Genomic DNA, 20,706 nt, shown 5'->3' on the forward strand with positions numbered 1-20,706 from the left:
ACTATGTCACCGAGGTAAGAAAGATGAGTGCGGCTTCCCTGTACCCCGTTCGCCCTGAGGTTCTGGCCAATACGCTGACTGACGAGGCGACCTACAAGGCGATGTACCAGCAGTCGGTCGTCAACCCTGATGGTTTCTGGCGCGAACAGGCCAAGCGTCTCGACTGGATCAAGCCTTTCACCACGGTCAAACAGACGTCCTTCGACGATCATCACGTCGATATCAAATGGTTTGCCGACGGCACCTTGAACGTTTCCTATAACTGCCTGGACCGTCATCTGGCCGAGCGTGGCGACCAGATCGCGATCATCTGGGAAGGTGACGACCCTGCCGACTCGCGCAATATCACCTTTCGCGAGTTGCACGAGCAGGTCTGCAAGTTCGCCAACGCCCTGCGCGGCCAGGATGTTCATCGCGGCGACGTGGTGACCATCTATATGCCGATGATTCCCGAAGCCGTGGTTGCCATGCTGGCGTGTGCCCGGATCGGCGCGATCCACTCGGTGGTGTTCGGTGGTTTCTCGCCCGAGGCGCTGGCTGGGCGGATTATCGATTGCCGTTCGAAAGTGGTGATTACCGCTGACGAGGGTGTTCGCGCTGGCAAGAAAATCCCGCTCAAGGCCAACGTCGACGACGCCCTGACCAACCCGGAAACCAACAGCATCCAGAAAGTCATCGTGTGCAAGCGCACCGGTGGTGAGATCAAGTGGAACCAGCATCGCGACATCTGGTTCGAAGACCTGATGAAAGTAGCCGGCAGCGTTTGTGCACCCAAAGAGATGGGCGCCGAAGAAGCCCTGTTCATTCTTTATACCTCCGGTTCCACCGGCAAGCCCAAGGGCGTGCAGCACACCACGGCGGGTTACCTGTTGTATGCGGCACTGACTCACGAGCGAGTGTTCGACTATCGCCCCGGTGAGGTCTACTGGTGCACTGCCGACGTCGGTTGGGTTACCGGCCACAGTTACATCGTCTACGGACCGCTGGCCAACGGCGCGACCACCGTGCTGTTCGAGGGCGTGCCGAACTATCCGGACATTACCCGGGTGGCGAAGATCGTCGACAAGCACAAGGTCAATATCCTCTACACCGCGCCGACGGCCATCCGCGCCATGATGGCCCAGGGCACTGCGGCAGTCGAAGGGGCCGACGGCAGCAGCCTGCGCCTGCTCGGCTCGGTCGGTGAGCCGATCAACCCGGAAGCCTGGGACTGGTACTACAAGAATGTCGGCAAATCGCGTTGCCCGATCGTCGATACCTGGTGGCAAACCGAGACTGGCGGCAACATGATGAGTCCGCTGCCGGGGGCTCATGCCCTCAAGCCGGGTTCGGCCACCCGTCCGTTCTTCGGTGTGGTGCCGGCGCTGGTGGACAACCTGGGCAACATCATCGAAGGGGCGGCCGAAGGCAACCTGGTGATCCTCGACTCGTGGCCAGGCCAGGCACGTACCCTCTACGGCGACCATGACCGTTTCGTCGACACTTACTTCAAGACCTTCCGTGGCATGTACTTCACCGGCGACGGCGCTCGCCGTGACGAAGATGGCTACTACTGGATCACCGGCCGTGTCGATGACGTGCTCAACGTCTCCGGTCACCGCATGGGCACCGCCGAGATCGAAAGTGCCATGGTCGCCCACCCGAAAGTGGCCGAGGCCGCTGTGGTCGGGGTGCCGCACGATATCAAGGGGCAGGGCATCTATGTCTATGTCACCCTCAACAGTGGTGAGGAGCCCAGTGAAGCGCTGCGTCAGGAGCTGAAGAACTGGGTACGCCGGGAGATTGGTCCGATCGCCTCGCCGGATGTCATCCAGTGGGCACCGGGTCTGCCCAAAACCCGTTCGGGGAAAATCATGCGGCGTATCCTGCGCAAGATCGCCACGGCGGAATATGACGGACTGGGAGATATCTCGACCCTGGCTGACCCTGGAGTGGTGCAGCACCTGATTGATACCCACAAGACCATGACCGCCGCCTGAGGCTGTCTGGTCGTATCGAGCCCCGCCCGGCCTTGCGCCGGGCGGGGTTTTTTTATTCAGGAGGGAGTCGCCCAGCCTTATGGCTGGGCTCCTGAAAAGAGATAAATATCGATTTTGGAGGTGGGATGTTTCTGATTGTTACTCTGATGCGATGAAGTAACCAGAGATGTCACCCGCGGCTCTGAATCGGGGCATAGAGAAACGCTTTTGCGCGCTTTCAGGTGACGATCTCTGTCGAAAAAGGCCTCGCAGCACACTGGACTTGCCGTAATAGAAGGCTTTGCGAATAATAGGCCCGCAATTTGCAGAGTTGATCGGTTACCTTCCTTTTGCCTCTGCATGAATTTCAGGGGCTGTCAATGTGCCGCTTCGACATTCTCGATGCTTCTGTAATTACTTGTCGCATTGAGGAAATATCGACTTCGGGCCTGTCGTTAGAATGCCGATCACTCGCTGGTCGTTGTGCATGGACCGCCGCCTAACCGGCCCCCGCAGGACGCGGCGCCCTGATCCCTGTCCACCCTTCGCATATTGGGCTCGCGCTCACTCTGCCGTTTTTGCCCTTTACCGATGGAGTCCTACGATGAAGAAACTTGTGCTTCTGGGTGCCCTGGCACTGTCCGTGCTGTCGCTGCCTACATTCGCCGATGAAAAACCGCTGAAGATTGGTATCGAGGCGGCCTACCCACCGTTCGCGTCGAAGGCCCCGGATGGCAGCATCGTTGGTTTCGACTACGACATTGGCAACGCCCTGTGCGAAGAGATGAAGGTCAAATGTGTCTGGGTCGAGCAGGAGTTCGATGGCCTGATCCCGGCGCTGAAGGTCCGCAAGATCGACGCGATCCTGTCCTCCATGTCGATCACCGAAGACCGCAAGAAGTCTGTCGACTTCACCAACAAGTACTACAACACCCCGGCTCGTCTGGTCATGAAGGAAGGCTTCGCGGTCAGCGACAGCCTGGTCGAACTCAAGGGCAAGAAGATCGGCGTGCAGCGGGGTTCGATTCACAACCGTTTCGCCGAGGAAGTGCTCAAGCCATTGGGCGCCGAGGTCAAGCCTTACGGTTCGCAGAACGAGATCTATCTGGATCTGGAGGCCGGTCGTCTGGATGGCACCGTGGCTGACGCGACCCTGCTGCAGGACGGTTTCCTGAAAACCGACGCTGGCAAGGGTTTCGGCTTCGTGGGGCCACAATTCACCGACGTCAAATACTTCGGTGACGGCGTAGGGATCGCCGTGCGCAAGGGTGACAAGGCCGACCTGGACAAGATCAACGCCGCTATCGCCGCGATCCGTGCCAACGGTAAATACAAGCAAATCCAGGACAAGTACTTCGATTTCGATATTTACGGCAAGTAAATCTCGCAAGCTCGTCCGAAATGGCGCAAGCACCAGGATCCCTGCGGTTTGCGCCATTTTTTCATCCCAACTTTCGAGGACCTGAATCATGTTGAAAGGCTACGGGGCTGTCATCCTCGATGGCGCTTGGCTGACGCTTCAGCTCGCCTTGTCGTCCATGGCCCTGGCCATTGTTCTGGGTCTGATCGGCGTGGCGCTACGCCTGTCGCCGGTGCGTTGGCTGGCCTGGCTTGGTGATGTGTATGCCACCGTGATCCGCGGCATCCCCGACCTGGTTCTGATCCTGCTGATCTTCTACGGCGGTCAGGATCTGATCAACCGCGTTGCGCCGTTGCTCGGTTATGACGACTACATCGATCTCAATCCGCTGGCGGCCGGTATCGGCACCCTGGGCTTCATTTTTGGCGCCTACCTGTCGGAAACCTTCCGGGGTGCCTTCATGGCAATTCCCAAGGGGCAGGCTGAAGCCGGCATGGCCTATGGGATGAGCAGCCTGCAGGTGTTTTTCCGGGTGCTGGTGCCGCAGATGATCCGCCTGGCAATCCCCGGTTTCACCAACAACTGGTTGGTGCTGACCAAGGCCACCGCACTGATTTCCGTGGTCGGTCTGCAAGACATGATGTTCAAGGCCAAGCAGGCGGCCGATGCCACCCGCGAGCCTTTCACCTTCTTCCTTGCAGTGGCGGCGATGTACCTGGTGATCACCAGTGTTTCGTTGCTGGCATTGCGTCACCTCGAGAAGCGCTACTCGGTAGGCGTCAAGGCGGCTGAGCTATGATCTTCGACTACAACGTCGTCTGGGAAGCCATGCCGCTGTACCTCGGCGGTCTGCTGACCACTCTGAAACTGTTGGCCCTGTCGCTGTTGTTCGGCCTGCTGGCGGCATTGCCGCTGGGCCTGATGCGGGTGTCCAGGCAGCCGCTGGTGAACGGCTCGGCATGGCTCTATACCTATGTGATTCGTGGTACGCCGATGCTGGTGCAACTGTTCCTGATCTATTACGGTCTGGCCCAGTTCGAGGTGGTGCGTGAGAGTGTCCTCTGGCCCTGGCTGTCGAGCGCGACGTTCTGCGCCTGCCTGGCTTTCGCCATCAACACCAGTGCCTACACCGCCGAAATCATCGCCGGCAGCCTCAAGGCCACACCCCATGGCGAGATCGAGGCCGCCAAGGCGATGGGCATGTCGCGTTACAAGATGTACCGGCGCATTCTGCTGCCGTCGGCCCTGCGTCGGGCGCTGCCGCAATACAGCAACGAAGTGATCATGATGTTGCAGACCACCAGCCTGGCCTCCATCGTGACCCTGATCGACATCACCGGAGCCGCCCGTACCGTCAACGCGCAGTATTACCTGCCGTTCGAGGCCTATATCACCGCCGGCGCGTTTTACCTGTGCCTGACCTTCATCCTGGTACGCCTGTTCAAGCTGGCCGAGCGCCGCTGGCTGAGCTACCTGGCTCCACGGAAGCATTGAAATGGAACGTATCGATCATTCCCTGCCCTGGGGCAGCCTGGGCACCGAGCGCCAGTTGTCGGTATTTCGTTTCGGCAGCGGTGAGCGCAAGGCCTATATCCAGTCCAGTCTGCATGCCGACGAGTTGCCGGGCATGCGTACCGCCTGGGAGTTGAAGAAACGCCTGACCGAGCTTGAGGCCCGTGGCGCGCTGAAAGGTGTCGTCGAACTGGTTCCGGTCGCCAACCCGATTGGTCTTGGACAATTGCTGCAAGGCAATCACCAGGGGCGTTTCGAATATGCCAGCGGCAAGAACTTCAACCGCGATTTCGTCGAGCTGAGCGAGCCGGTCGCGGCACGGGTCGAGGGCCGGCTGGGGGATGACCCCCATGCCAACGTGCAACTGATTCGTCAGGCCATGCGCGAGGTGCTGGCTGCGTTGCCGCCGGCCGTCAGTCCGTTGCAGGGTATGCAGCGGATTCTGCTTGGCCACGCCTGCGACGCCGATATCGTCCTGGATCTGCACTGCGACTGCGAAGCGGCGCTGCACCTGTATGCGTTGCCGCAGCACTGGCCACAATGGCGCTCCCTGGCGGCGCACCTGGGTGTTCGGGTGGCTCTGGTGGCAGAGGACTCCGGCGGTACCTCGTTCGACGAGGCCTGTTCGTTGCCCTGGCTGCGGTTGTCCCAGCGCTTCCCGCAGGCCTCGATTCCCCTGGCGGGAATGTCCACCACCATCGAGTTGGGTGGGCAGGCCGATACCGGTCGCGATGCGGCGGTGGCCCATGCCGAAGGCATCCTGGCATTCCTCGCCGAGCAGGGGCTGATCGACGGCGAATGGCCGGCGGCGCTACACGAGGTCTGCGAGGCCATGCCGTTCGAGGGTACCGAGTTGCTCTATGCACCCCATGCCGGGGTGGTCAGCTACTTGTGTCCGGTGGGCAGTTGGGTCGAGCCCGGCGAGCCGCTGTTCGAGGTGATCGATCCCTTGTCCGACCGGGCCAGCACCATCTGTGCCGGCACTGCCGGTGTGTTGTTTGCCGTCGAACGGCTGCGTTACGCCCAACCCGCGATCTGGCTGGCCAAGGTGGCGGGGCGTGAGCCCCTGCGCCACGGGCGCCTGCTCAGCGACTGACCTGACTGTTTTTGTGAGAACCGACCGCATGTACAAGCTTGAAGTCCAAGACCTGCATAAACGCTATGGCAGTCATGAGGTGCTCAAGGGCGTTTCCCTGGCCGCCCAGGCCGGTGATGTGATCAGCATCATCGGCTCCAGTGGCTCCGGCAAGAGTACCTTCCTGCGCTGCATCAACCTGCTGGAGCAGCCGCACGCTGGACGGATCCTGCTCAATAACGAAGAGCTCAAGCTCGTCGCGAACAAGGATGGCGCCATGAGGGCCGCCGATCCCAAGCAGTTGCAGCGCATGCGCTCGCGGCTGTCGATGGTGTTCCAGCATTTCAATCTGTGGTCGCACATGACTGCGCTGGAGAACATTATCGAAGCGCCCGTGCACGTACTGGGTGTATCGAAGAAGGAAGCCCTGGAAAAGGCCGAGCACTATCTGAACAAGGTCGGCGTGGCCCATCGCAAGGACGCCTATCCGGGGCATATGTCCGGTGGTGAGCAGCAGCGCGTGGCGATTGCCCGGGCGCTGGCCATGGAGCCGGAAGTCATGTTGTTCGACGAGCCGACCTCGGCCCTCGACCCGGAGCTGGTCGGCGATGTGCTCAAGGTCATGCAGTCGCTGGCCCAGGAAGGTCGTACCATGGTGGTGGTGACCCACGAAATGGGCTTTGCCCGCGAAGTCTCCAACCAGTTGGTATTCCTGCACAAGGGGGTGGTGGAGGAGCGTGGTAATCCTCGTGAAGTGCTGGTCAATCCGCAATCCGAGCGCCTGCAACAGTTTCTGTCGGGCAGCCTGAAATAGTCGTCGCTTTTTCTGCTGCCGCTGCGCACCAAAATAGGTCATCCTGCGTGCCGTGCGCGACCTGGTCTACTTTGATGAGGTCGCTTTCGGCCTTTAACCCTGTTCTGCTTTCGGATTGCACGCCATGACTGCCCATCGAATTGGTTTCCTGATTTGGCCCAGCACTAAAGCCTTGACGCTGGCGCTGGCCGAGGAGGCCTTGCGTGTTGCTCAGCGGGTGCATCCGGAAGTCGTTTACGAATTGTCGTTCCTGCAGGCGGAAGCGCCGGGTGAAGAGGCCGCTTCGACGGCCTGGCAACTGCCGGGTGAGCCCTGGGCGGGCAAGCTCGAAGGCTGTCAGAAACTGTTCCTTTTGGCCGACGAACCGCCGACGTTGTTGGCACCGGCGCTGGGTAGCGCGCTCAAGCAATTGGTGCGGGCCGGCTGCATGATCGGCGGGTTGTCCGCAGGCGTCTATCCGCTTGCCCAACTGGGCTTGCTCGATGGTTATCGCGCCGCCGTGCACTGGCGCTGGCAAGACGATTTCGCCGAGCGCTTCCCCAAGGTGATCGCCACCAGCCATCTGTTCGACTGGGATCGTGATCGCCTGACGGCCTGTGGTGGGATGTCGGTGCTGGACCTGCTGCTGGCGGTGCTGGCCCGTGATCACGGTGCCGAGCTGGCGGGGGCGGTGTCCGAGGAGTTGGTGGTCGAGCGCATCCGCGAAGGCGGGGAGCGCCAGCGTATTCCGCTGCAGAATCGTCTGGGCTCCAGTCATCCGAAGCTGACCCAGGCGGTGTTGTTGATGGAGGCCAATATCGAGGAGCCACTGACCACTGATGAAATAGCCCAGCATGTCTGTGTTTCCCGGCGGCAACTGGAGCGGATCTTCAAGCAGTATCTCAATCGTGTGCCCAGCCAGTACTACCTTGAGCTGCGTTTGAACAAGGCGCGGCAGATGCTGATGCAGACCAGCAAGTCGATCATTCAGATCGGCCTGTCCTGCGGCTTCTCCTCGGGGCCGCATTTTTCCAGCGCCTACCGCAATTTCTTCGGCGCCACGCCCCGCGAAGACCGCAATCAGCGACGTAGCAGCAGCCCGTTCGAGCTGTCCTCGGTACCTTCCGAGCGCGGTTAGCTCCCCCACGCCAGGCATCGCCATCCGAGTGAGCGGCAGTCTGGCCTTGTCTTTGGATTCACGGCATTTCCCTGAAATTCACCCGGCGATGTTCGTCAGTCGAAAATCTCATCGCCGCCACTCTGCATGAAAAGCCTTTCACCGTTTAAACTGCGCCTTTGCGATGCTATTTGTCGCATTGCCGAAAACCCCGGCAAAAGCCGGTTTGGCGCTATAAGAAGTTGTCGCTTGGCGACAAGGCCAGACCGAGTTCTGTCCTTACAATCCCCCCATCGCTCGCCAGTTTCAGGCAGGCGTTCCTCTTCAGGAGACTCCGATGTCCGTTGAGCAAGCTCCGGTGCAACGCGCCGATTTCGACCAGGTAATGGTTCCCAACTACGCACCTGCGGCCTTTATCCCCGTGCGTGGCGCCGGCTCCCGAGTCTGGGACCAGTCCGGTCGCGAGCTGATCGATTTTGCCGGCGGCATTGCGGTGAACGTCCTGGGGCACGCTCATCCTGCCCTGGTGGGGGCCCTGACCGAGCAGGCCAACAACCTGTGGCATGTGTCCAACGTTTTCACCAACGAGCCGGCTCTGCGCCTGGCCAAGAAACTGGTGGACGCGACCTTTGCCGAGCGCGTGTTCTTCTGCAACTCCGGCGCCGAAGCCAACGAGGCCGCCTTCAAGCTCGCCCGTCGCGTGGCATTTGACCGTTTCGGTGAAGAGAAGTACGAAATCATCGCGGCGCTCAACAGCTTCCATGGCCGCACTCTGTTCACCGTGAACGTCGGTGGCCAGTCGAAATACTCCGATGGCTTCGGTCCGAAGATCACCGGCATCACCCATGTGCCGTACAACGACCTGGCTGCACTGAAGGCTGCGGTTTCGGACAAGACCTGTGCCGTGGTCCTGGAGCCGATCCAGGGCGAGGGCGGTGTGTTGCCGGCCGAGCTGGCCTACCTGCAGGGCGCTCGCGAGCTGTGTGACCAGCACAATGCGCTGCTGGTGTTCGACGAAGTGCAGAGCGGCATGGGCCGTACCGGCAAGTTGTTCGCCTACATGAACTATGGCGTGACCCCGGACATCCTTACCAGCGCCAAGAGCCTGGGTGGTGGCTTCCCGATTGCCGCGATGCTCACCACCGAAGCGCTGGCCAAGCACCTGGTGGTCGGTACCCACGGCACCACCTACGGCGGTAACCCGCTGGCGTGCGCGGTCGGTAATGCGGTGTTCGATGTGATCAATACCCCGGAAGTCATGAACGGTGTCGCAGTCAAGCACGACGCGTTCAAGACCCGCCTGGAGCAGATCGGCGCCAAGTACGGCCTGTTCACTCAGGTACGTGGCATGGGCCTGCTGCTCGGCTGCGTGCTGAGCGACGCCTGGAAAGGCAAGGCCAAGGACGTGTTCAACGCTGCCGAGCAGGAAAACCTGATGATTCTGCAGGCCGGTCCCGACGTGATCCGTTTCGCGCCAAGCCTGGTGGTCGAGGACGCCGACATCCAGGACGGCCTGGATCGTTTCGAGCGTGCAGTGGTCAAGCTGACTCAGGCTTGATCGGCTGACAGCTGTCATGTGCGTCGTCGAGCCTGTTGGCCGACGACGGACAGATTATTTCTGTGCCGGGCATGCCCGGCATTTTTTCCCCTGTGTCGGCGATGTGGTCGACCTGTTTTTAAGGAGTGGCACCATGCTGGTGATGCGCCCCGCGCAAATGGCTGATCTGGACGAGGTACGGCGTCTGGCCGCCGACAGCCCTATTGGTGTCACTTCCCTGCCGGATGACGAGGATCGGCTGCGCGACAAGATCGCTGCCAGCGAAGCGTCGTTTGCCGCCGAAGTCAGTTTCAACGGCGAGGAAAGCTATTTCTTCGTGCTCGAGGACACCGCCACCGGCAAGCTCGCCGGTTGTTCGGCGATCGTCGCCTCGGCCGGTTATTCGGAGCCTTTCTACAGTTTTCGCAACGAGACCTTCGTGCACGCCTCCCGCGAGCTGAAGATCCACAACAAGATCCATGTGCTTTCCCAGTGCCACGACCTGACCGGTAATAGCCTGCTGACCAGCTTCTACGTAGTGCCCGAACTGGTGGGTTCGGCCTGGTCGGAACTCAATTCCCGCGGCCGCCTGTTGTTCGTAGCCAGCCATCCTGAGCGTTTCGCCGACTCGGTGGTGACCGAGATCGTCGGCTACAGCGATGAGCAGGGCGACTCGCCGTTCTGGGATGCCATCGGTCGCAATTTCTTCGACCTGAACTATGCCGAGGCTGAACGCCTCTGTGGCCTCAAGAGCCGGACCTTTCTCGCCGAACTGATGCCGCATTACCCGATCTATGTGCCGCTGCTGCCGGATGCCGCCCAAGAAGCCATGGGTCAGGTGCACCCGCGGGCACAGATCACCTTCGACATTCTGATGCGCGAAGGTTTCGAGACCGATCACTACATCGATATCTTCGACGGTGGCCCGACCCTGCATGCGCGGGTCAGCGGCATTCGTTCGATTGCCCAGAGCCGCGTGGTGCCGGTGAAGGTCGGCGAAACCGGCAATGCCGTGCGCCAATACCTGGTTTCCAACGGCCAACTCCAGGACTATCGCGCGGTCTTGCTGGAACTCGACTATGCACCCGGCAAGCCCGTGACCCTGGACAAGGATGCGGCCGAAGCCCTGGGAGTGGGCGAGGGTGCGAGTGTGCGCCTGGTGGCGGTCTGACGCCGGTATCGAAAGCAGCCTTACAGCGAGTTTCGCGGGAGCCGCCAGGCGGTGCCCGTTTGAGGAGATAGCATGATCGTTCGTCCCGTACGCAGCAGCGATTTACCCGCTCTGATCGACCTGGCCCGCAGCACCGGCACCGGCCTGACCACCTTGCCGGCCAACGAGGCGCGACTGGCCCACCGTGTCGGCTGGGCGGAAAAAACCTTCCGTGGCGAAGCCGGGCGTGGCGATGCGGACTACCTGTTCGTGCTCGAAGACGACAATGGTCGTGTGGTCGGTATCTCGGCGATCGCCGGAGCTGTCGGCCTGCGCGAGCCCTGGTACAACTTCCGGGTCGGCCTGACCGTCAGCGCGTCGCAGGAGCTGAACATCTACCGCGAGATCCCGACGCTGTTCCTGGCCAACGACCTGACCGGCAACTCCGAGCTGTGCTCGCTGTTCCTACATGCCGATTATCGCAGTGGCCTCAATGGCCGCATGCTGGCCAAGGCGCGGATGCTGTTCATCGCCGAGTTCCCGCAACTGTTCGGTCAGAAGATCATTGCCGAGATGCGCGGCATGTCCGACGAAGCTGGCCGCTCGCCGTTCTGGGAAAGCCTGGGGCGGCATTTTTTCAAGATGGAGTTCAGCCAGGCCGACTACCTGACGGGGGTCGGCAACAAGGCGTTCATTGCCGAGCTGATGCCGAAATTCCCGCTGTACACCTGCTTCCTTTCCGAAGGTGCCCGGGCGGTGATCGGCAAGGTGCACACCGATACCGAACCGGCCCTGTCGATGCTCAGGAGCGAAGGTTTCAGCTACCAGGGTTATGTCGACATCTTCGACGCCGGCCCGGCGGTGGAGTGCGAAACCGGCAAGATCCGTGCGGTGCGCGATAGCCAGGCGTTGGTGCTGGCCATCGGTACGCCGGGTGATGACGCCACGCCGTTCCTGATCCACAACCGCCAGTGCGAAAACTGCCGTATCACTGCCGCTCCCGCACGGTTCGCGGCGGGGACGCTGGTGGTCGATCCACTGACCGCCAAGCGTCTTCAGTTGAGTGCCGGTGATCAGGTCCGCGCCGTCCCGTTGTCTGCTTCCCGGGAGTCGAAATAATGAGCACGCTTTATATTGCTGGCGAATGGCACGCGGGTCAGGGGGAGGCCCTCGAGTCGTTGAACCCGGTGACCCAGCAAGTGCTGTGGCGCGGCAACGGCGCCAGTGCGGCGCAGGTCGAGCAGGCTGTGCAGGCGGCCCGCGAGGCTTTTCCGGCCTGGGCGCAGCGTAGCCTGGACGAGCGTATCTCGCTGCTCGAAGCCTTTGCCGCCAGCCTGAAAAGCCATGCCGACGAGCTGGCTCATTGCATCGGTGAGGAGACCGGAAAGCCTCTCTGGGAGTCGGCTACCGAAGTGACCAGCATGGTCAACAAGATCGCTATTTCCATCCAGAGCTACCGCGAGCGTACCGGCGAGAAGAGCGGTCCGCTGGGAGACGCCAGTGCGGTGTTGCGTCACAAGCCACACGGCGTGGTGGCGGTGTTCGGTCCCTACAACTTCCCGGGGCACCTGCCGAATGGGCATATCGTCCCGGCACTGCTGGCCGGTAACAGCGTGCTGTTCAAACCCAGCGAGCTGACGCCCAAAGTCGCCGAGCTGACCGTCAAGTGCTGGATCGAGGCCGGGCTGCCGTCCGGCGTGCTGAGCCTGCTGCAGGGCGCGCGGGAAACCGGTATCGCCCTGGCGGGCAACCCGGCGATCGATGGCCTGTTCTTCACAGGTTCGAGCCGCACCGGCAATCACCTGCATCAGCAGTTCGCCGGTCGCCCGGAGAAGATTCTCGCCCTGGAAATGGGCGGTAACAATCCATTGGTGGTGGACCAGGTCGCAGACCTGGACGCGGCCGTCTACACCATCATCCAGTCGGCCTTCATTTCGGCTGGCCAGCGCTGCACCTGTGCCCGTCGCCTGCTGGTGCCGGAGGGGGCCTGGGGCGATCGACTGCTGGAGCGGTTGGTCGAGATCAGTGCGAACATTGCGGTCGGCGCATTCGACCAGCAGCCGGCGCCATTCATGGGTTCGGTGATTTCCCTGGCGGCGGCGCAGGCGTTGATGCAAGCCCAGGCGAACCTGCTGGGGCGCGGTGCCGTGGCGCTGTTGCCGATGACCCAGCCCCAGGCCACCGCCGCCTTGCTGACTCCGGGGATCATCGACGTAACGGCAGTGAGCGGACGTCCGGACGAAGAGTTCTTCGGACCGTTGCTCCAGGTGATTCGTTATGCCGGTTTCGACGCTGCGATCGCCGAGGCGAACAACACTCAATATGGCTTGGCCGCTGGCCTGTTGTCCGACTCCGAAGCGCGTTATCGGCAGTTCTGGCTGCAGAGCCGGGCCGGTATCGTCAACTGGAACAAACAGCTGACCGGCGCCGCGAGCAGTGCGCCGTTCGGCGGGGTAGGGGCTTCGGGTAACCATCGCGCCAGTGCCTATTACGCGGCAGACTATTGCGCCTACCCGGTGGCTTCGTTGGAGACGCCTAGCCTGGTGGTGCCGGCGAGCCTGACGCCGGGTGTGAAACTTTAAAACCTGATGCCTATAACAATAGATTTTCCTGGAACCTCGCCGATGAAATCCTTTGAAGTCAATTTTGACGGTCTTGTAGGCCCGACCCACAACTACGGCGGTCTGTCCTACGGCAATGTCGCCTCGCAGAGCAACAGTCAGCAGGCTTCCAATCCCCGGGAAGCGGCGCTGCAAGGCTTGGCGAAGATGAAGGCATTGATGGAAATGGGCTTCGTCCAGGGCGTATTCGCCCCCCAGGAGCGTCCGGACGTGGCTGCCCTGCGCCGGCTCGGCTTTGTCGGCAGTGATGCCCAGGTGATCGAGCAGGCTGCGAAACAGGCAATGCCGCTGCTGGTCGCCAGTTGTTCGGCATCGAGCATGTGGGTCGCCAATGCCGGTACTGTCAGCCCGAGCGCGGACACCGACGATGGCCGTGTGCACTTCACGGCGGCCAACCTGAACTGCAAGTACCACCGCAGTATCGAGCACCCGACCACCAGCCGTGTGCTCGGGGCGATGTTCGCCGATGACCAGTACTTCGCCCACCACGCAGCCTTGCCTGCCGTCGCCCAGTTTGGCGACGAGGGCGCGGCCAACCATACGCGTTTCTGTCATGAGTATGGGGCTGCTGGCGTCGAGTTCTTCGTGTTCGGCCGCAGTGCGTTCGACACCCGCTATCCGGCGCCACAGAAATACCCGGCACGCCAGACCCTCGAAGCCTCGCAGGCGGTTGCCCGTCTGCACGGCCTGAGTGACGACGGCGTGGTCTATGCCCAGCAGAATCCTGCGGTGATCGACCAGGGCGTCTTCCACAACGATGTGATTGCGGTGGGCAACGGCGAGGTGCTGTTCTATCACGAGGATGCGTTCCTCGACACCGAGCGGGTCCTGGCCGAGCTGCGCGACAAGCTGGCCCGGCGCGGCGGCAACTTCCAGGCGATCTGTGTGCCACGCGCCCAGGTGACGGTGGACGATGCGGTGCGTTCCTACCTCTTCAACAGCCAACTGCTCAGCCGTGAAGATGGCAGCATGCTGCTGATCGTACCGGAGGAGTGCCGCAAGAACGAGCGCGTCTGGCAGTATCTGCAGAGCCTGACCGCTCGCGGCGGGAAAGTTCGTGAGGTGAAAGTCTTCGACCTCAAGCAAAGCATGCAGAATGGTGGTGGTCCGGCGTGCCTGCGTCTGCGTGTGGCATTGAATGAATCCGAGCTGGCGGCGGTCAACCCAGGGGTTATCATGACCGTGCCGTTGTACGACACGCTGACCCAATGGGTCCAAAGGCACTACCGCGATGCCCTGCGCGAAAGCGATTTGGCCGACCCGCAGTTGCTGCTCGAGTGCCGGACGGCGTTGGATGAACTGACGCAGATCCTTAAACTGGGTTCGGTTTATCCATTCCAGATCAATTGAAAGCGTCAGCCCGGTCTTTTCCTGACGGTCGGGCGTGCGATTTTTCCCCAGATGAGAGCACGAACATGAGCGATTCCCCCCTGCAACTGATTCTCGAAGACACCGATGGCACTCAACTGCAAACTTCCTGCACGCGTTTTGCCGTGATCTGGCAGGGCAAGGAAGTGTGGATCCAGCAGGATGGTCGTGGCCAGTTGCTGATCGGCGTCGATGTCGAGGAAGACGATGCCGAGTATGCCAACCTGCTGCTACGGCCATTGGCGACTAACCTTGTCAGTCTGCAACTGGAAATGGAGCCGGCCGACGTTGGCGACGACGATCATGTGCACGGCCCGGACTGCAATCACGATCACTGATCAAGGAATACCGCGCTATGCTCGCCCTCGGCAAACTGCTTGAACTGACCCTCGCCGGTCGTGAACCGGCGGAGAAGACTCAACTGACGGTCGAAGGCGTGCGGATGCGCTGGCTGAGTGAGGGTGCGCTGGAAGTGCGGCCTCCTCAGGCGCGGGACAACGGGCTGGACCTGTTGCTTTCCGCCGGTATCCACGGCAACGAGACAGCGCCGATCGAACTGCTCGATCGCCTGTTGCATGACATCGCGCGCGGCGACCTCAAGCCGCGGGCACGTATTCTGTTCCTGTTCGGCAACCCCGAGGCGATGCGTCGCGGCGAGCGTTACATCGAGCAGGACATCAATCGGCTGTTCAACGGTCGCCATGAGCAAAGCAGCGGCAACGAGGCCTTGCGCGCCTGCGAGCTGGAGCGTTTGGCCGCAAGTTTCTTCAGTGTGGCCGATCGCAGTCGCCTGCACTATGACCTGCATACGGCGATTCGCGGTTCGAAGATCGAGCAGTTCGCGCTTTATCCCTACAAGGAAGGGCGCACCCACTCGCGGCACGAACTGGCGCGCTTGCAGGCAGCCGGGATTACGGCGGTGCTGTTGCAGAACAAGCCTTCCATCGTTTTCAGCAGCTACACCTACGACAAGCTCGGGGCGGAGGCTTTCACTCTCGAATTGGGCAAGGCCCGACCCTTCGGGCAGAATCAGTGCGTGGATGTGTCACGTCTCGAATTGCGCCTCAAACAGTTGATCGAAGGGAGTGAGCCGGTGACCGAGCAGGGGCTCGAGGGCTTGCAACTGTTCAGCGTCGCACGGGAAGTCATCAAGCACAGCGATGCGTTCCTGCTGCACCTGCCGGCGGATATCGAGAATTTTTCACCGCTGCCCAAAGGCTATCTGCTGGCCGAGGATCTCGCGAGCAGCCGCTGGGTGGTGGAAGAGGACGATGCGCGGATCATCTTCCCCAACCCGAAAGTGAAAAACGGCCTTCGGGCGGGGATTCTGGTGGTGCCGTCCGGTAGCGAACAACTGGCCTGACCCTGGCGGGGCAGGCCGTGGCGACCTCAGACTGCGAGTTTCTGCGGAACGGGACGTGGCAGGGCACGTAGCTTGTTCAGGGTGTCGGCGCAGGTTTTCGCTGCCTCTTGACCCTTGTGCACGAAGTGGTCGAAGAAGAATTTCTGATGCTCTTCACCCGCGTGGAAATGGTGTGGGGTCAGGACCACCGAAAACACCGGAATCTCGGTGTCCAGTTGCACCTGCATCAGGCCATCGATCACCGCCGTGGCGACGAAGTCGTGACGATAGATCCCGCCGTCGACCACCAGACCGGCAGCGACAACGCCGGCATAACGACCGGACTTGGCCAGCAGCTTGGCATGCAGGGGGATTTCGAAGGCGCCGCCGACTTCGAAGAAGTCGATATCGCTTTCCTGATAGCCCAATTTGGCGATTTCACTGACAAACCCATGACGAGCCTGATCGACAATGTCCTTGTGCCAGCAGGCCTGGATGAAAGCAATACGCTGGTTGTGGTGGATAGCGGTAGGTTGCATCTGTTCTGACTCCTGTTTGTATGAAAAACAGGGCGTTATGAATCGAATGGGATTAAGGGTACGTCCAGGTCGGCATGCGTAGCTTTACAGGCAACCACATGGTAATCCCCTGGGATCGGCCCTTGGGTGTCAATCCCGTTCTCTCTTCATCCGGACTATGACCGTCGGCCCCGGAATCACACCGGGTCTGCTGTCCTTGACGAAGTGGTCGATCGATACCGTCCGTTTCATCAAGCGCTCGCGGGCTAAACGCGTTGCGCGTCATTACCGCCGGTGGGGAATTGCACCCCGCCCTGAGAACGTTGCCACCAGTCTTCTGGCAGCGGGTTTTTTTACCATATATTTCCAAGGTCTGCACCGGCGACATTTCGATAATAACGATCGAGTGTTTTTTGCCTGCTCCAACATTGATTGACATGGCGCTTGATTATCGTTGCCGATGACCGCAGTAATGACATTCGAATGTTTGTTCTCGACATCACTATTCCCTGACGAGGCTTGCTTCATGACGGTTATCGATCTTCGCAGCGACACGGTTACCCAGCCCAGCGATGGGATGCGCGCCGCCATGGCGAATGCGCCCCTGGGCGATGATGTGTATGGCGAGGACCCGACGGTCAACCGACTGCAAAGCGAGCTGGCCGGCAGGCTGGGTTTCGCTTGCGGGTTGTTCGTGCCCTCCGGGACCATGAGCAATCTGCTCGGTCTGATGGCTCACTGCGCCCGGGGCGACGAGTACATCGTCGGCCAGCAATGCCATACCTATAAATACGAAGGCGGTGGTGCGGCGGTACTGGGTTCGATCCAGCCGCAGCCGCTGGAGGTCCAGGCAGATGGTTCGCTGGATCTTGAGCAGGTCCGGGCAGCGATCAAACCCGATGATTTCCACTTTGCCCGGACCCGCCTGCTGGCATTGGAGAACACCATGCAGGGTAAGGTCCTGCCGTTGGAGTACCTTGAGGCGGCCCGCCGTCTGACGCGCGAGCAGGGCCTGGCGCTGCATCTGGATGGCGCCCGTCTGTATAACGCGGCGGTCAAGCTCGGAGTTGACGCCCGGCAGATCACCGGGCATTTCGATTCGGTGTCGGTTTGCCTGTCCAAGGGCCTGGGGGCGCCAGTCGGCTCGGTGCTGTGCGGTAGCGAAGAATTGATCGGCAGTGCGCGGCGGCTGCGCAAGATGCTTGGTGGCGGCATGCGTCAGGCCGGACTGCTGGCGGCGGCGGGACTCTATGCCCTCGATCATCAGGTCGAGCGCCTGGCTGACGATCATGCCCATGCGCTGCACCTGGCGGATGGGTTGCGCGATGCCGGCTATCGCATCGAGCCGGTGCAGACCAACATGGTCTACGCCGATCTGGGGGAGCGAGCCGAAGCGCTCAAGGTCTTTGCCGCCGAGCGTGGTGTGCGCCTGAGTGCTGCGCCACGCTTGCGGATGGTGACGCACATGGACGTCAGCCGTACACAAATCGAGCAGGTGGTTTCGGTATTCGCCGAATTTAATCGCCAATGAGCCTGCAGGCCGTCCAATTGACGGTTTCTATCGTATAAACACACTGTACCCAGGGCTCAGGGCCGATATAATGCGGCCCTTTGCAAGTCGCAAATCCATTCAGACGTGATGCACTTGCCTCCGGCTGCAGACTCCGTGGAAGAACCTATGAAAAGCGCAGAAATCCGTGAAGCCTTCCTTCGCTTCTTCGAAGAGCAAGGCCACACCCGTGTTGCCTCCAGCTCTTTGATTCCGGGCAACGACCCGACCCTGTTGTTCACCAACGCAGGGATGAACCAGTTCAAGGACTGTTTCCTGGGGCAGGAAAAACGCGCCTATACCCGTGCCGTCAGCAGCCAGAAGTGCGTTCGCGCCGGCGGCAAGCACAACGACCTGGAAAACGTCGGTTATACCGCTCGTCACCATACGTTCTTCGAAATGCTGGGCAACTTCAGCTTCGGCGACTATTTCAAGCGCGACGCGATCACCTTTGCCTGGACTTTCCTGACCTCTGAAAAGTGGCTGAATCTGCCCAAGGAAAAGCTCTGGGTCACGGTCTACGCCAGTGATGACGAAGCCTACGATATCTGGACCAAGGAAGTCGGTGTCCCCGCCGAACGCATGGTCCGTATCGGTGACAACAAGGGCGCGCCGTACGCTTCCGACAACTTCTGGACCATGGGCGATACCGGCCCGTGCGGCCCTTGCACCGAGATCTTCTACGATCATGGCGCCGACATCTGGGGTGGCCCGCCCGGCTCGCCGGAAGAGGACGGCGACCGTTATATCGAGATCTGGAACAATGTGTTCATGCAGTTCAACCGCACCGCCGACGGCGTCCTGCACCCGCTGCCTGCCCCTTCGGTGGATACCGGCATGGGCCTGGAGCGGATCAGTGCCGTGCTGCAGCACGTTCACTCCAACTATGAGATCGACCTGTTCCAGAGCCTGCTCAGTGCTTCGGCCCAGGCCATCGGTTGCGATAACGACAACCAGGCTTCGCTGAAAGTGGTGGCCGACCACATCCGTTCCTGCGGCTTCCTGATCGCTGACGGCGTACTGCCGTCCAACGAAGGTCGCGGTTATGTACTGCGTCGGATCATTCGTCGTGCCTGCCGCCATGGCAACAAGCTGGGCGCCAAGGGCAGCTTCTTCTACCAGATCGTCGCCGCGCTGGTGGCCGAGATGGGCGAAGCCTTCCCTGAGCTGAAATCCCAGCAGGCGCATATCGAGCGCGTGCTCAAGGCGGAAGAAGAGCAGTTCGCCAAGACCCTGGAGCAGGGCCTGAAAATCCTTGAGCAGGACCTGGCCGAGCTCAAGGGCAGCATCGTTCCCGGTGACGTGGTGTTCAAGCTGTATGACACCTACGGTTTCCCGATGGACCTGACCGGCGATATCGCCCGCGAGCGTAATCTGACCCTCGACGAGGCCGGTTTCGAGCGCGAGATGCAAGCCCAGCGCGAGCGTGCGCGTTCCGCCAGCGCCTTCGGCATGGACTACAACAGCCTGGTCAAGGTCGACGTGGCAACCGAGTTCACCGGCTACAGCGCCACTGCTGGTTCGGCGAAAGTGGTCGCGCTCTATAAAGAAGGACAGTCGGTCGACGTCTTGAATGAAGGCGAGGAGGGCGTTGTGGTCCTGGACCAGACGCCGTTCTACGCAGAGTCGGGTGGGCAGGTGGGTGATTGCGGTTACCTCAAGGCGGCTGCCGGTCGCTTCGATGTACGCGATACCACCAAGACCGGCGGAGCGTTCCTGCACCACGGCGTGTTGGCTCAGGGCAGCCTGCTGGTGGGGGCCCAGATCGAGGCTCAGGTTGCTGCCGAGGTGCGTCATGCCACGTCGTTGAACCATTCGGCGACTCACCTGCTGCACGCCGCGCTACGCCAGGTATTGGGCGAGCACGTACAACAGAAAGGTTCGCTGGTCGATAGCCAGCGCCTGCGCTTCGATTTCAGTCACTTCGAAGCCATCAAGCCGGAACAGATCAAGGCCCTGGAAGATATCGTCAACGCCGAAATTCGCAAGAACTCGGCGGTGGAAACCGAAGAGACCGACATCGACACCGCCAAGAAGAAAGGCGCGATGGCTCTGTTCGGGGAGAAATACGGGGACACCGTTCGCGTGCTGAGTATGGGCGGGGACTTCTCTGTCGAGTTGTGCGGTGGTATTCATGCTAACCGGACCGGCGACATCAGCCTGCTGAAGATCATCAGTGAGGGTGGTGTGGCCTCGGGTGTGCGGCGTATCGAGGCCGTGACCGGTGCTGCGGCGTTGGCCTATCTGAACGCCGCCGAAGAGCAACTCAAGGAAGCCGCGAACCTGATCAAGGGCAATCGCGACAACCTGATCGACAAGCTGTCGGCTGTGCTGGAGCGCAATCGCCTGCTGGAAAAACAACTCGAGCAATTGCAGGCGAAGGCCGCGAGCGCTGCGGGTGACGACCTGTCGGCCCAGGCCCAGGACGTCAAGGGTGTGAAAGTGCTGACCGCACGCCTGGACGGTCAGGATGGCAAGGCCCTGCTGGCGCTGGTCGATCAACTGAAAAACAAACTCGGTCGCGCAGTGATCCTGCTCGGCAGTGTCCATGAGGAAAAGGTCGTGCTGGTTGCTGGCGTGACCAAGGACCTGACCGGCCAACTCAAAGCCGGTGATCTGATGAAACAAGCCGCTGCTGCGGTGGGTGGCAAGGGCGGTGGTCGTCCTGACATGGCTCAGGGTGGTGGTACCGACGCCTCGGCGCTGGATGCCGCACTGGCCCTGACCACGCCATTCGTCGAGCAAGGCGTTTAAGGCTTCGCGTCAATGCCTATCGTCTAGTGATAGGCAGCGAGGCTGTGGTTTG

17 protein-coding genes and 1 riboswitch are annotated in these 20,706 nt (G+C 61.0%); of the genes, 16 read left to right on the forward strand and 1 reads right to left on the reverse strand.

Annotated features, from left to right (window positions below; genetic code table 11):
• Nucleotides 1-23 precede the first annotated feature (23 nt).
• The 14 genes from acs to astE all read left to right on the forward strand — a co-directional run bounded on the left by acs (nt 24) and on the right by astE (nt 15,854).
• Complete coding sequence (gene acs / locus BLU37_RS13720; protein WP_010445487.1) at nt 24-1,979, forward strand: acetate--CoA ligase; 1,956 nt, start codon at nt 24-26, stop codon at nt 1,977-1,979.
• Between the two features lie 583 nt (nt 1,980-2,562).
• Nucleotides 2,563-3,339: an ABC transporter substrate-binding protein gene (locus BLU37_RS13725; RefSeq protein ID WP_010445486.1), complete on the forward strand. Its 777-nt coding sequence runs from the start codon at nt 2,563-2,565 to the stop codon at nt 3,337-3,339.
• A gap of 88 nt (nt 3,340-3,427) precedes the next feature.
• On the forward strand, nt 3,428-4,117 hold the full coding sequence (locus BLU37_RS13730; protein ID WP_010445485.1) for an ABC transporter permease: 690 nt from the start codon (nt 3,428-3,430) through the stop codon (nt 4,115-4,117).
• Nucleotides 4,114-4,812 carry an ABC transporter permease gene (locus BLU37_RS13735; protein WP_090205703.1) on the forward strand — a complete coding sequence of 233 codons (699 nt, stop codon included), beginning with the start codon at nt 4,114-4,116 and terminating at the stop codon, nt 4,810-4,812. Before BLU37_RS13730 ends, BLU37_RS13735 begins: the two co-directional genes overlap by 4 nt.
• Nucleotide 4,813: 1 nt before the next feature.
• Nucleotides 4,814-5,926, forward strand: coding sequence for a succinylglutamate desuccinylase/aspartoacylase family protein (locus BLU37_RS13740; RefSeq protein ID WP_090205706.1), 1,113 nt, complete (start codon nt 4,814-4,816; stop codon nt 5,924-5,926).
• 28 nt (nt 5,927-5,954) lie between these two features.
• Nucleotides 5,955-6,719: an ABC transporter ATP-binding protein gene (locus tag BLU37_RS13745; RefSeq protein ID WP_019362651.1), complete on the forward strand. Its 765-nt coding sequence runs from the start codon at nt 5,955-5,957 to the stop codon at nt 6,717-6,719.
• 124 nt (nt 6,720-6,843) lie between these two features.
• A complete protein-coding gene (argR, locus tag BLU37_RS13750) occupies nt 6,844-7,836 on the forward strand; it encodes a transcriptional regulator ArgR (protein WP_010445481.1) in 993 nt (330 codons plus the stop codon).
• A 316-nt stretch (nt 7,837-8,152) separates the two neighbouring features.
• Nucleotides 8,153-9,373 carry an aspartate aminotransferase family protein gene (locus BLU37_RS13755; protein ID WP_090205709.1) on the forward strand — a complete coding sequence of 407 codons (1,221 nt, stop codon included), beginning with the start codon at nt 8,153-8,155 and terminating at the stop codon, nt 9,371-9,373.
• Nucleotides 9,374-9,506: 133 nt separating this feature from the next.
• Nucleotides 9,507-10,523 (forward strand): arginine/ornithine succinyltransferase subunit alpha, encoded by a 1,017-nt coding sequence (gene aruF, locus BLU37_RS13760; protein ID WP_010445479.1) that lies wholly within the window; start codon nt 9,507-9,509, stop codon nt 10,521-10,523.
• A gap of 72 nt (nt 10,524-10,595) precedes the next feature.
• Complete coding sequence (gene astA / locus BLU37_RS13765) at nt 10,596-11,621, forward strand: arginine N-succinyltransferase (protein ID WP_010445478.1); 1,026 nt, start codon at nt 10,596-10,598, stop codon at nt 11,619-11,621.
• Nucleotides 11,618-13,084, forward strand: coding sequence for a succinylglutamate-semialdehyde dehydrogenase (astD, locus tag BLU37_RS13770; RefSeq protein WP_172833104.1), 1,467 nt, complete (start codon nt 11,618-11,620; stop codon nt 13,082-13,084). Before astA ends, astD begins: the two co-directional genes overlap by 4 nt.
• 42 nt (nt 13,085-13,126) lie before the next feature.
• Nucleotides 13,127-14,473, forward strand: coding sequence for an N-succinylarginine dihydrolase (gene astB / locus BLU37_RS13775; protein ID WP_090205714.1), 1,347 nt, complete (start codon nt 13,127-13,129; stop codon nt 14,471-14,473).
• Nucleotides 14,474-14,538: 65 nt separating this feature from the next.
• A complete protein-coding gene (locus BLU37_RS13780) occupies nt 14,539-14,829 on the forward strand; it encodes a hypothetical protein (RefSeq protein ID WP_010445475.1) in 291 nt (96 codons plus the stop codon).
• A gap of 17 nt (nt 14,830-14,846) precedes the next feature.
• On the forward strand, nt 14,847-15,854 hold the full coding sequence (gene astE / locus BLU37_RS13785; RefSeq protein ID WP_090205716.1) for a succinylglutamate desuccinylase: 1,008 nt from the start codon (nt 14,847-14,849) through the stop codon (nt 15,852-15,854).
• A 26-nt stretch (nt 15,855-15,880) separates the two neighbouring features.
• Here astE and BLU37_RS13790 read toward each other — a convergent pair whose 3' ends face one another.
• On the reverse strand, nt 15,881-16,372 hold the full coding sequence (locus BLU37_RS13790) for a 6,7-dimethyl-8-ribityllumazine synthase (protein ID WP_010445473.1): 492 nt from the start codon (nt 16,370-16,372) through the stop codon (nt 15,881-15,883).
• Between the two features lie 133 nt (nt 16,373-16,505).
• Nucleotides 16,506-16,677, reverse strand: a riboswitch (FMN riboswitch).
• 200 nt (nt 16,678-16,877) lie between these two features.
• Here BLU37_RS13790 and ltaE point away from each other — a divergent pair.
• Both ltaE and alaS read left to right on the forward strand, forming a co-directional pair.
• Nucleotides 16,878-17,882 (forward strand): low-specificity L-threonine aldolase, encoded by a 1,005-nt coding sequence (ltaE, locus tag BLU37_RS13795; RefSeq protein WP_090205719.1) that lies wholly within the window; start codon nt 16,878-16,880, stop codon nt 17,880-17,882.
• A 147-nt stretch (nt 17,883-18,029) separates the two neighbouring features.
• Nucleotides 18,030-20,654 (forward strand): alanine--tRNA ligase, encoded by a 2,625-nt coding sequence (gene alaS, locus BLU37_RS13800; protein WP_090205722.1) that lies wholly within the window; start codon nt 18,030-18,032, stop codon nt 20,652-20,654.
• The last annotated feature ends 52 nt before the right edge of the window (nt 20,655-20,706 follow it).

Source organism: Pseudomonas asplenii (assembly GCF_900105475.1).
Taxonomy (GTDB): domain Bacteria; phylum Pseudomonadota; class Gammaproteobacteria; order Pseudomonadales; family Pseudomonadaceae; genus Aquipseudomonas; species Aquipseudomonas asplenii.

Excerpts from the sequence above, each read along its gene's own strand:
- acs (WP_010445487.1), top strand. The coding sequence starts at position 24 with ATGAGTGCGGCTTCCCTGTACCCCGTTCGCCCTGAGGTTCTGGCCAAT.
- BLU37_RS13725 (WP_010445486.1), top strand. The coding sequence starts at position 2,563 with ATGAAGAAACTTGTGCTTCTGGGTGCCCTGGCACTGTCCGTGCTGTCG.
- BLU37_RS13730 (WP_010445485.1), top strand. The coding sequence starts at position 3,428 with ATGTTGAAAGGCTACGGGGCTGTCATCCTCGATGGCGCTTGGCTGACG.
- BLU37_RS13735 (WP_090205703.1), top strand. The coding sequence starts at position 4,114 with ATGATCTTCGACTACAACGTCGTCTGGGAAGCCATGCCGCTGTACCTC.
- BLU37_RS13740 (WP_090205706.1), top strand. The coding sequence starts at position 4,814 with ATGGAACGTATCGATCATTCCCTGCCCTGGGGCAGCCTGGGCACCGAG.
- BLU37_RS13745 (WP_019362651.1), top strand. The coding sequence starts at position 5,955 with ATGTACAAGCTTGAAGTCCAAGACCTGCATAAACGCTATGGCAGTCAT.
- argR (WP_010445481.1), top strand. The coding sequence starts at position 6,844 with ATGACTGCCCATCGAATTGGTTTCCTGATTTGGCCCAGCACTAAAGCC.
- BLU37_RS13755 (WP_090205709.1), top strand. The coding sequence starts at position 8,153 with ATGTCCGTTGAGCAAGCTCCGGTGCAACGCGCCGATTTCGACCAGGTA.
- aruF (WP_010445479.1), top strand. The coding sequence starts at position 9,507 with ATGCTGGTGATGCGCCCCGCGCAAATGGCTGATCTGGACGAGGTACGG.
- astA (WP_010445478.1), top strand. The coding sequence starts at position 10,596 with ATGATCGTTCGTCCCGTACGCAGCAGCGATTTACCCGCTCTGATCGAC.
- astB (WP_090205714.1), top strand. The coding sequence starts at position 13,127 with ATGAAATCCTTTGAAGTCAATTTTGACGGTCTTGTAGGCCCGACCCAC.
- BLU37_RS13780 (WP_010445475.1), top strand. The coding sequence starts at position 14,539 with ATGAGCGATTCCCCCCTGCAACTGATTCTCGAAGACACCGATGGCACT.
- astE (WP_090205716.1), top strand. The coding sequence starts at position 14,847 with ATGCTCGCCCTCGGCAAACTGCTTGAACTGACCCTCGCCGGTCGTGAA.
- BLU37_RS13790 (WP_010445473.1), bottom strand. The coding sequence starts at position 16,372 with ATGCAACCTACCGCTATCCACCACAACCAGCGTATTGCTTTCATCCAG.
- ltaE (WP_090205719.1), top strand. The coding sequence starts at position 16,878 with ATGACGGTTATCGATCTTCGCAGCGACACGGTTACCCAGCCCAGCGAT.
- alaS (WP_090205722.1), top strand. The coding sequence starts at position 18,030 with ATGAAAAGCGCAGAAATCCGTGAAGCCTTCCTTCGCTTCTTCGAAGAG.